Origin of the sequence: Parafannyhessea sp., assembly GCF_051876455.1 — a bacterium.
Classification (GTDB): domain Bacteria; phylum Actinomycetota; class Coriobacteriia; order Coriobacteriales; family Atopobiaceae; genus Parafannyhessea.
This window is the reverse complement of sequence record NZ_JBJEHW010000155.1, coordinates 1-10,466: the sequence shown is the minus strand read 5'-3', so window position 1 is coordinate 10,466 and position 10,466 is coordinate 1. Positions and strand designations below refer to the sequence as shown.

At 67.6% G+C, this 10,466-nt stretch carries 7 protein-coding genes and 1 pseudogene; 7 read left to right on the top strand and 1 reads right to left on the bottom strand.

All coding sequences use genetic code 11. The annotated features are described in order from the left end of the window. Positions 1 to 1,141: PD-(D/E)XK nuclease family protein (locus tag ACI38Z_RS06755; RefSeq protein ID WP_439789426.1), on the top strand; the 1,141-nt coding region annotated here is incomplete at its 5' end. Positions 1,142 to 1,355: 214 nt separating this feature from the next. Next, on the top strand, positions 1,356 to 5,267 hold the full coding sequence (gene dnaE / locus ACI38Z_RS06750) for a DNA polymerase III subunit alpha (RefSeq protein ID WP_439789425.1): 3,912 nt from the start codon (positions 1,356 to 1,358) through the stop codon (positions 5,265 to 5,267). A gap of 37 nt (positions 5,268 to 5,304) precedes the next feature. Here the strand turns inward: dnaE and ACI38Z_RS06745 are convergent, their stop codons facing one another. After that, a complete protein-coding gene (locus ACI38Z_RS06745; protein ID WP_439789424.1) occupies positions 5,305 to 6,219 on the bottom strand; it encodes an Abi family protein in 915 nt (304 codons plus the stop codon). A gap of 201 nt (positions 6,220 to 6,420) precedes the next feature. Between ACI38Z_RS06745 and ACI38Z_RS06740 the strand changes: the two genes are divergently transcribed. From ACI38Z_RS06740 to ACI38Z_RS06720, 5 genes and pseudogenes are all read left to right on the top strand, one after another. Then, on the top strand, positions 6,421 to 6,801 hold the full coding sequence (locus ACI38Z_RS06740; RefSeq protein WP_439789423.1) for a desulfoferrodoxin: 381 nt from the start codon (positions 6,421 to 6,423) through the stop codon (positions 6,799 to 6,801). Between the two features lie 105 nt (positions 6,802 to 6,906). Further along, positions 6,907 to 8,823: a nitrilase-related carbon-nitrogen hydrolase gene (locus ACI38Z_RS06735; RefSeq protein ID WP_439789422.1), complete on the top strand. Its 1,917-nt coding sequence runs from the start codon at positions 6,907 to 6,909 to the stop codon at positions 8,821 to 8,823. A 72-nt stretch (positions 8,824 to 8,895) separates the two neighbouring features. Then, a complete protein-coding gene (gene ruvC / locus ACI38Z_RS06730; RefSeq protein WP_439789421.1) occupies positions 8,896 to 9,549 on the top strand; it encodes a crossover junction endodeoxyribonuclease RuvC in 654 nt (217 codons plus the stop codon). After that, complete coding sequence (ruvA, locus tag ACI38Z_RS06725; protein WP_439789420.1) at positions 9,546 to 10,190, top strand: Holliday junction branch migration protein RuvA; 645 nt, start codon at positions 9,546 to 9,548, stop codon at positions 10,188 to 10,190. Before ruvC ends, ruvA begins: the two co-directional genes overlap by 4 nt. Before the next feature lie 3 nt (positions 10,191 to 10,193). Continuing rightward, a pseudogene (locus tag ACI38Z_RS06720) lies at positions 10,194 to 10,466 on the top strand (Holliday junction branch migration DNA helicase RuvB); the annotation flags it as partial.

Sequence of the window (10,466 nt, the reverse complement as noted above, 5' to 3'; positions counted from 1 at the left end):
GCTCACCCGCGCCCGCGAGGCGCTCATCGTGGGCTGCAACGTGTCCACGAGCAAGAAGGCCGAGGCGAAGCCCGAGCTCGCGATCGGCTTCCTGAACGCCCTGGTGCCCTCGGGCATCGCTGCGCCGGGGGAGCGCCTGCTGCGCCTCGACGTGGGCGACGGCCCGGACGACCCGCTCGACGTGTCCCTGCGCGTGATCGACGTGGAGAAGGAGGACGGCGCGTTCACGGTGGACTCCGCGGGCTCGCTCGAGGGCGTGGACGGCACGTTTGACGATGCCGACCAGGACTTGCAGGACGCGGCCGACGGCACCGGCGGCGCCGCCGCGCCCGCGACCTATGACATCTATGCGAGCGAGGCCGACCCCTCCACGTCGCGCGTCGCGTTCTGGAAGCCCCGCGAGGGCGTGTGCAGCTTCTCGAGCGCGCACGAGCTCATGCGGGAGCGCTTTGCGGAGGCCGCCCCCACGGGCGAGAAGGACGACGCCTCGCCCGAGGGCGCCAACCTGGGGAGGCCCGTCGCCGTGCGGGTCCCGACCCGCGTCGAGCGCGACGCGGAGCAGGAGGGCGCGCCCGTGACGGACGACGAGGACCGCGCCACGAACTTTGGCTCGGCCTTCCACGAGCTGGCGCAGTGCCTGGTGGAGCTGGGCAGCGGTGCCGACGACCCGCTCGCCGTGCGCCTGCCCGACGCCCGCATCGAGGCGACGGCGGACCTCTGGCGACTCTCGCCCCGCAACCGCACCCGCCTGAGGCAGGCACTCGGGCGATGGAGCGGCTCGGCCGTGCGCGCGGAGGCGCTGTCACACACGACCGTCCGCGCCGAGGTCCCGTTCTTCTCCGCCGCGGACTCCGAGTTTGGGTCGTACGTGGAGGGTGCGATCGACCTTCTGGCCACGGACCCCGGCTCGCGCGGGGTGTTCCTGGTTGACTACAAGACGGGCGACCGCGGGCTTTCGGCCGCGCAGATTCGCGCCCGCCACGAGATGCAGGCCAACTTCTACGCGTCGGTGCTGATGGCGCAGGGGTTCGAGGCGGTGGAGTGCCGCTTTGTGTGCGTGGAGCTCGAGGACGCGGACGCGCCCGGCGAGCCGTTCTGCGCGCGGTACCGCTTCGATGCGGAACATCGCCCTCGCATTTAGCTGCGACCCGGCGTGCCGGACTTGTGGACGGAATCTGGAGTGGCGCCACATTCTGCGTGTCCTCGCTGACCTGCGGATACTCACTGTGGGCCAGCGGGGGCGCAGCTCAGGGGGCGTGTTCGATGATAGAACACGTGTTCTTCTCGCCCGCGCGGGCCGCCCGCGTGGGGTATGATGGTGCCCTAAAACGAGGACTTGCCAACGGAGGTTGCACATGGCTTTCGTCCACCTTCACAACCACTCGGACTTCTCCATCCTGGACGGCGCGACGCGCATCCCGGACATGGTCAAGCGCGCCGTGGACCTGGGGATGCCCGCCGTGTCCATCACGGACCACGGCTACATGTTTGGCGTGCCGGAGCTCGACCTGGAGTGCCGCAAGTACAACGACGGCCAGAAGAACATGAAGCAGTGGCGCCACGACGTGGAGTGCTTCAAGAAGGAGTGGAAGCTCGAGGAGCCGGACCCGGACGCGGACGACGCGGACTACTTCGACCGCGTGCACGACCAGTGGGCCTCGGACGTCGACGTGTGGGAGAAGAGCGGGCACGACCTCTCGGCGGTCGAGGCCAACCGCCCGCGCCTCAAGATCAAGCCGATCTTTGGCTGCGAGGCGTACTTCATACCCGGCGACCACGTGGAGCGCGGCCACCGCGAGAAGCGCTACCACCTCATCCTGCTGGCCAAGAACTCGACCGGCTATCACAACCTGATCAAGTGCATGTCGGAGGCCGCCGGCCACGAGATGATGTACTACGGCAAGCCGCACACGGTCTTCAGCATGCTCGAGCGCTACCACGAGGGCATCATCTGCCAGAGCGCCTGCGTGCAGGGCATCATCCAGCAGTGCGTGCTCGACGGACAGTTCGACGAGGCGCGCGACTGGACGCGCAAGTTCCACGGCCTGTTTGGCGACGACTTCTACATGGAGATCCAGGACCACGGGCTCACGTTCCGCAACGGCTGGGACGACCGCAAGCTCGACGAGTACCTGGTCAAGCTCGCGCACGAGGAGGGCATCAAGGTCGTCTGCACCAACGACTTCCACTACCTCACGCGCGACGACGCGCCCACGCAGGACATCCTCTCGTGCATCGGCAAGGCGACCACGCTTGATGACCCCAATCGCATGCGCATGGAGGGCACCGAGTTCTACATGAAGAGCGAGGAGGAGATGCGCGAGCTCTTCTCGTGGTGCCCCGAGGCCGCGGACACGACGCTCGAGATCGCGGACAAGTGCAACTTCGAGCTCGATTGGTCGAGCATGTACCTGCCCGAGTACCCTGGCCTCCGTCCCGGCGAGACGGCCGAGCAGCGCTTCCGCGAGGAGTGCGAGAAGGGCCTCGCGCGCCGCTACGGCGAGGACTGGCGCAACGTCACCATCGGCGACTGGAACGTCAAGGACCGCTTCGAGCACGAGTACAAGATCATCACGGAGAAGGGCTTCGCGAACTACTTCCTGATCGTCCAGGACTACGTGCAGTGGGCCAAGGACAACGGCATCGGCGTCGGCCCGGGCCGTGGCTCCGCGGCGGGCGCCATCGTCGCGTACGCCATGAACATCACGAACTTCGACCCGCTCGAGAACGGGCTCATGTTCGAGAGGTTCCTCTCGCCCCAGCGTACCGAGATGCCCGATATCGACATGGACTTCGACGACGAGCACCTGCAGGACGTCCTGCAGCACGTGCGCGACGTCTACGGCGAGGACCACGTCTGCAAGGTCATCACGTACTCGACCATCAAGGCGAAGCAGGCCATCAACGACGCGAACCGCGTGCTGGGCTTCCCGGTCTTCATGGGTCAGAAGCTCTCGAAGATGCTGTCGAACGACCCCAAGCTCACGCTGCCCAACGCCCTGCACAAGAACGAGAAGAAGCCCGACCAGTACTCCCCGGACTTCGAGGAGGCCTACAACAAGGACCCCGACGCGCACCGCATCATCGATGCGGCCATGTCCATCGAGGGCTTCATGCGCGGCGAGGGCGTCCACGCGTGCGCGACGCTCATCGCGCCGACACCCGTCACGGACCACGTGCCCACCAAGCTCGACACCAAGGGCAACGTCACCATCACGCAGTACGAGGGCCACTCGGTCGCGGACATGGGCCTGCTCAAGATGGACTTCCTGGGCCTGCGCACGCTGACGGTCATCAACAAGGCCCTTGCCAACATCAAGCGCAGGTACCCCACGACCGCGGACATCGACCGCGTGCCGGAGTCGGTGCGCCGCTGCATCAAGGACGGGGCCACCTGCGTCGACATCGACGTGGACAAGATCGACTTCTCGGACCCGAAGATCTACGAGCTCCTGGGCTCGGGCCAGACGGCCGGCGTGTTCCAGGTCGAGTCCGGCGGCATGACCGCGACCATCAAGAACATGCAGCCCAACCAGTACAAGCAGATCGTCGCTCTCATCGCGCTCTACCGCCCGGGCCCGCTCGGCGCCGGCATGGTCGACAGCTACATCAAGCGCATGCACGGCGAGGAGAAGATCTCGTACTACGATGACCGCCTCAAGCCGATCCTGGAGGAGACCTACGGCACCATGGTCTACCAGGAGCAGGTCATGCAGATCTCCATGAAGATGTCTGGCTTCACGCCCGGTGAGTCCGACTCCCGCATGCGCAAGCCGGTCGCCAAGAAGAAGATCAAGATGCTGACCGACCAGATCTTCCACTGGGAGAAGACCGGCGCGGACGAGACGATCTACGACCACTGGATGAACGGCGCCGTCGCCAACGGCTACAAGCGCGAGATTGCGCAGGAGATCTGGGACAACGTCCTCGAGTTCGCGTCCTACGCGTTCAACAAGTCGCACTCCGCCGGCTACGCCATCCTGGTCATGCAGACGGCCTGGCTGAAGGCCTACTTCCCCAAGGAGTACATGGCCTCCGTCCTCACGTCCTACATGGGCAAGACGGACAAGATCGTCCACTACGTCACGGCGTGCAACCACGACGGCACCAAGGTCCTCCCGCCAGACATCAACGAGTCCGGCAAGGACTTCACGGCCACCGACGAGGGCATCCGCTTCGGCTTCGCCGGCATCCGCGGCGTGGGCGAGGGTCCCGCCGAGGCCATCATGGCGGAGCGCTCCGCGAACGGACCGTTCAAGAGCCTGCACGACTTCTGCGAGCGCGTCGACACGACCCAGGCAAACCGCCGCGTGGTCGAGGCGCTCATCAAGGCAGGCGCGTTCGACTCGACGGGCTACCCGCGCAAGCAGCTCATGGAGTTCGTGGACAAGAACAACCCCGCGAACATCATCGACGCCGCCGCGAAGAGGCAGAAGGACAAGGCCTGCGGACAGGTCTCCATGTTCGACATGTTCGCGGACGTCCAGGGCTCCGGCTTTGCGGAGGACATCCCCGCGCCGAACCCGGACGACGAATGGGACCGCCACATCAAGCTGCAGCAGGAGCACGACGTCCTGGGCCTCTACGTCTCGGACCACCCGCTCAGGCCGTTCGAGTACGCCCTCTCAAAGGCGAGGGACTGCACCATCAGCGAGGCCATGGCCTCCGAGGACTACGTGGACCCCGTGACGGGCGCCACGTCCCAGCGCTTCAAGGTCGAGGACGGCAAGACCATCCGCCTCGCGGGCATGGTGCCCACGGGCGGCGTTGCCAAGAAGGTCACCAAGAAGGGTGACCAGATGGCCATCGTGACGCTCGAGGACATGGAGGGCGAGATCTCGCTCGTGGTCTTCCCGAAGACCTACAAGGAGTGCGCCCCGGCCCTCGAGGGTGAGGTCGACCCCGACACGGGCGAGCGCATCGGCGACGTCTTCATCCAGGCGACGGGCAAGATCGAGCACGGCGACCGTGGCGACCAGCTCATCTGCTCGCACATCGAGGCGCTCGAGCTGAACGAGAAGACCAACCGTCCCAAGGTCGTGGAGGTCTACATCCCCTCCAAGATGCTCTCGATGGACAGGATGGAGACCCTGCAGTCGATCTTCGACCGCTACGACGGCCTCGACCGCATCGAGCTCATGGTCGAGAGCTCGTGCGGCGACATGATGAGGATGGAGCTCCCGACGAAGGTCGATGCCAAGAACATGGTCCTTCTCGCCGAGGTGAAGGACTTCGTGGGCCGCGAGGGCCACGTGCAGATAGCCTAGTTACCCAGGCGGCCTTGGGCGGCGGCCTTGCGGGACGCTAGATTCCCGCGAGGTGCGTCCGCTCGAGGTCGCGGGCGATCAGGGGGCTCTTGGCGGAGTAGTCGGCCACGAGCGTCTCGATGCCACCTACGAGGTGCGCGAGGTCGCTCGGGTCGAGGAAGCGCGCGACCATGCCGACGAAGCCCACGTAGTCGACCGCGTCGTCGATTCCGACACGGGCGTCGTACAGGCGCTCGCCGTGGGCGCAGAGGTTGCGGACGTCGACGATCGCCTCGAGGTCGCGCTCGAGCTCGCGCGGCGTGAGGGTGCCATTGGGGCCCGCCTGCGAGATGCGGGCGAGGCCGTCGCACACGCAGAGCTGCTCGTCCCGCCTGAGCAGCGCGAAGAGGTACTTGAGGTTGCCGAAGGTGAGCTCGTCCACGAGGACCCAGAGGGGCACGGTGTCGTGCTTGTCCTGGAAGTGGGCGACGCGGACGTCACGGCCGGGGCCGCGTGGGTCGCGCTCGCGCGAGCGCGCGTGGTGCTCCAGCGTGTCGATCATCCACCTGAGGTCGCCCTCGTACTCGTCCTCGCCGCGGATGTAGTCGCGGCGCTGCGTGAAGTTGTTGGGGTCGAGGTAGGCCTCGGGCTTGGGGTGGCGCGAGCAGAACGCGTAGCTGGTGAGCGAGCGGAGTGTGGCCTCGACCATCATGAGGTGGCGAAACGTGAGGGCGCGCAGGCCGCGGTCGAAGCGGAAGAGCGCGTACACGTCCGAGAAGGACGTGCCCTCGAGGTAGCGGTCCTCTCCCTCGAAGGAGGTCGCCGCGACGTCGAGGAACGGCCGCTTGTAGCCGTTGACGACGGCGTAGTAGCCCTCGCGCAGGAGCGTGAGCTCGGTATCCCGGTCGCAGCGCATGCCGCGGGACTCGAGGAGCCTGACCTGCTCGTCGATGGTGAGGAAGCGCTTCTCCATGTTGCCTCCGGGCGGTGGTGTTGGGACTGCACGACGTGACTCTACCACGCGGCGCTGCCCGCGGCTGGCGGATGGCCGGGTTCTGCCGTTTGCGGCGGGAGGGGAATAGAGCGCCGCGAGGCGGGAACAATAGACCAGAAGGGCGCCCACGCGACGCCCGAGGCGTGGTTTGATAGGACCCACTCACAAGGAGGAAAGCGTATGGCTGAGCTCACTTTCTATCGTTGCAACAAGTGCGGGAACCTGGTCATGGTGCTTGACAAGGGCGCATGCACGCCTATGTGCTGCGGCGAGCCCATGGAGAAGCTCGAGGCCGGTTCGACCGACGCCGCCGCCGAGAAGCACGTGCCCGTGGTCGAGTTTGACGACAAGCACATGACCGTCAAGGTCGGCGAGGTCGCGCACCCCATGACCGAGGAGCACTACATCGAGTGGATCGTCGTCGCGGCAGAGGGCAAGACGGTCATCAAGCACCTGAAGCCGGGCGAGGAGCCCCAGAGGACGTTCTGCAAGAAGTTTGCGGAGCACGGCACCGTGTACGCCTACTGCAACCTGCATGGACTCTGGAAGGCAGAGTTCTAGACCCAGTTTGACGGACGGGTTGCCCCGCGGGGCGACCCGAGGGCATCTCCCTCCGTCGGGCGTCGACCCCATGGTGGGCGTGCCCGACGGAGGGATTTCTTTCACATGAGGATAGGCATCGCACAGATCGACACGCGCGCGGGCGACTTCGAGGCTACGGCGGGGAGGATGATCGGGCTCTCCGCGCGGGCGGCGCGAGAGGGGGCCGACCTTCTCGTCTTCCCGATGACGTCGCTCACGGGACCGACCCCCGTTCGCGAGAGCGAGGAGGACGACTTCCTGGTGGACGCCATGGAGGCGCTGGTCAGGATGTCCGAGGAGGTCTCGTGTCCCTGCATCGTGCCCGTGGTTGGCTCGGTCGACGGTGAGCCGACGCCCGAGGCGGTGCTCATGGGCGAGGGCAAGCTCGTGCCGCTCAAGATGCGGGCGTACGCCGACTCCGTGTCGCGTGGCGTGACCGCCGACGAGGACGGACCGGCGCCCGACCTGCCGACCGTGGAGATCGCGGGCATGAGGCTGGGCGTCGCCTTTACCTACGACGACCTGGACGACTACGACGACTTCGACATTCCCGTGGATGCGGTGGCCTACATCGCGGGCTACGGCTACGCCATGGACGACCCGGACTCGGCCCTGGGCGCGAACCTCGCGGAGGGACGCTATGTGTCTGACGCGCGCACGACGGGCGCCTGGATCGTGGGCGTGGGTTCGCTCGGCGGCTACGGGACGTCCGTGCACACAGGGTCGAGCTTTGTGCTATCGCCCAAGGGCGACCTCATGTGCTCGCTTCCCTCCTTTGAGGAGGACCTGCAGGTGTGTGAGCTGGCGGATGACGATGACGCGGCGCCGCTCACGCCCGAGGTGTGGAACGGCCCGCTCTACACCTGGCAGGCCCTGGTGCTGGGGCTTGGCGACTACCTGCGCAAGCTCGACAAGCGGCAGGCGGTGCTCGCGCTTGACGGCAGCGTGGGCTCCATGGTGGTCGCGGCGCTCGCGACGGACGCGCTCGGCCCGACAAACGTGCACGCCATCGTGGACGTGCCGGGCGACGTGGAGCGCGAGGCGTGCTGCCAGCGCCTGGCGCGCAACCTCAGGATCGACGTGCGCGACGTGCAGGACATGCGGGCGGCCCAGGTCGTGACCGACGCGCGGGACGCGACGCTGCGCCGCGGCATCGTGAGCGCCTACCTGGCCGCCTGGGCCGAGGAGCTCGACGCCCTCGTGCTGTCCGGCGCGGACAAGACGGCGCTCGCGCTGGGCGAGAGGCGCTGGCTCCCTGAGGCCGACGCCCTCAAGCCGGTGGGCGACGTGTACCGCTCCGACCTGCTCGAGCTCATGAGGATGAGGAACACCATGAGCCCGGTCTTCCCCGCGGTGCGGCTGTGGGACCGCGAGGTCCCCATGGCGGGGGAGCGCGACGAGTCCGTTGCGGAGGAGTCGTGGTGCCAGCGCGTCGACCAGGTGCTGGCGGACCACGTCGAGTACGGCCGCAGCGTGACGGAGGTCGCGGCCTCGACGCGCGACGAGGGCCTCGCGCAGCGGGTCCTGGCGCAGCTGGACCGGAGCGAGCCCTGGAGGATCGGCCGGGGGCTGTACCTCATGGTCTCGAGCGTGACGCTCTTCGACGCGCGGAGGCCCCTCGGCCTAGCGTGGGAGAATCGCGTCCGCACCGAGGAGGAGCTCGACCGCGGCCGCGAGGTGGAGCGCCTGGCGTCGCACATGAGCGACGCGCTCGGCATGGCGGCGCTGCAGACGCGCGGCGAGGGGGACGGGGGCACGCACCTCTCGCCCACCGATCGCGAGGCGACCGACGGACAGGGCGAGAAGGGCGAGGCGTCCGGGCAGCCTGGCGACAACCGCAAGATGCGGGAGGCGCTGTCCTTCCTGAGGGACTTCTCGTACTTTGGGGGCTTCAAGTCGAAGGGAGACGGCAATCCCGGCGGCGACGGCGGGGACGCGGGCCAGGGCGGCTTCGAGGACTCCGACGGCAGGAAGTGGCCGAGCCCGTTTTCCGAGAACTAGGGAGCACGCCTCCGTGGCACTGTGCTACTATAGAACGAACGTTCTATAGTTCAATCCTGCTTTGGGGACGACGTGATCATACTTGGCATTGACCCGGGGCTGGCGCATACCGGGTGGGGCATCGTGGAGACGAGGGGGCCGGTGTGCCGCGCCCGGGCCTACGGCTGCGTCACCACGAAGGCGTCCGAGCCCATAGACCAGCGGCTCGGGAGGATCTTCGACGACCTGACCGAGGTCATCGCGCGCTACCAGCCCTCGCAGCTCTCCATAGAGAAGATCTTCTTCGGCGAGAACACGCGCTCCGCCATAGCCACGGCTCACGCGCGCGGCGCGGCCATCGTGGCCTGCTCCAACGCGGGCCTCGCCGTGGGGGAGTTCACGCCCATGCAGATAAAGCAGGCCGTCGTGGGCACCGGGTCCGCAGACAAGCGCCAGGTCATCTACATGGTGCGCAACATCCTGGAGCTCGACCACGACCCGAAGCCGGACCACGCGGCAGACGCCCTCGCGGCGGCCGTGTGCTACGCGAACCTCAACAGGACGAAGAGCATCACGCGCAGGGTCGCGGCCGAGCAGGTGCGCGAGCAGGAGATTGCCCAGCGCGCCGCCGACGCCGCGGCCGCCAGGCAGGTCACGGCGGCCGCGACCGCGGCGAACGTGGCACGGGCCCACGGCAGGCAGGACCAGCTCTTCTCGACACGGACGAGCAGAAGGAGCAGCAAATGATCGTACGGCTTACGGGAACGCTCGTGGAGGCGCTGCCGACGCGCGTCGTGCTCGACGTGGGCGGCGTGGGCTACGAGCTTGGGGTCTCCGCAAACACCGCCGCGGCGCTGCCGGCCGTGGGCGAGGCGGGGGTGACCCTGCTCACGCGGCTCATCGTGCGCGAGGACGCCATGGAGCTGTATGGCTTCAGCAGTCGCGAGGAGCGCGCGCTGTTCGACCGGCTCGTCGCGATATCGGGCGTCGGACCCAAGCTTGCGCTCTCCGTGCTGTCGACGTTCACGCCGCAGGCACTCGCCACGGTCGTGGCGACGCAGGACGTGACCCGCATGAGCCAGGTGCCCGGCGTGGGGAAGAAGAAGGCCCAGAGGCTCCTCGTGGACCTCGAGGGCGTCTTCCAGAAGGACGCGGAGCTCAGGAGCCTCGTGGGACTGACCGGCCCCTCGGACGGCGCCGCGCCGGCAAAGGCGGGGGCAGCCGCCCCCGCGGTGTCGGTCGAGGCCGAGGCGACGGACGCGCTCCTCTCCATGGGATTCACGTCGCAGGAGGTGGAGCTCGCTCTCGACGGCTTCGAGGAGGCGGGCGCCAATACGATCCAGAAGGTGCTGTCGTACGCGCTCAAGCGCCTGGGAAGCGGGGCCTAGCCTATGTGGGAAGCTGACAAGGACGACCTCTTTGGCGATGCCGCGGGCGGTCACGCGGCCCATGGAGCCGGCGCCCGCTCCGTGACGGGCGAGCTCACGGCGGACGACCTCGAGGTCGACCGCACGCTCAGGCCGAAGACGCTGGACGACTACTGCGGCCAGGAGCGCGTGCGCGAGAACCTCCGCGTGCTCATCCAGGCTGCCAAGGAGAGGAACGAGCCCCTTGACCACGTGATCTTCTCGGGCCCGCCGGGCCTGGGCAAGACGACGCTCGCG

Bases quoted from the DNA above. Each gene is read 5' to 3' on its own strand.
- ACI38Z_RS06745 (WP_439789424.1), bottom strand. From the start codon at position 6,219: ATGGAGAAGCGCTTCCTCACCATCGACGAGCAGGTCAGGCTCCTCGAG.
- ruvA (WP_439789420.1), top strand. From the start codon at position 9,546: ATGATCGTACGGCTTACGGGAACGCTCGTGGAGGCGCTGCCGACGCGC.
- ACI38Z_RS06735 (WP_439789422.1), top strand. From the start codon at position 6,907: ATGAGGATAGGCATCGCACAGATCGACACGCGCGCGGGCGACTTCGAG.
- ACI38Z_RS06740 (WP_439789423.1), top strand. From the start codon at position 6,421: ATGGCTGAGCTCACTTTCTATCGTTGCAACAAGTGCGGGAACCTGGTC.
- dnaE (WP_439789425.1), top strand. From the start codon at position 1,356: ATGGCTTTCGTCCACCTTCACAACCACTCGGACTTCTCCATCCTGGAC.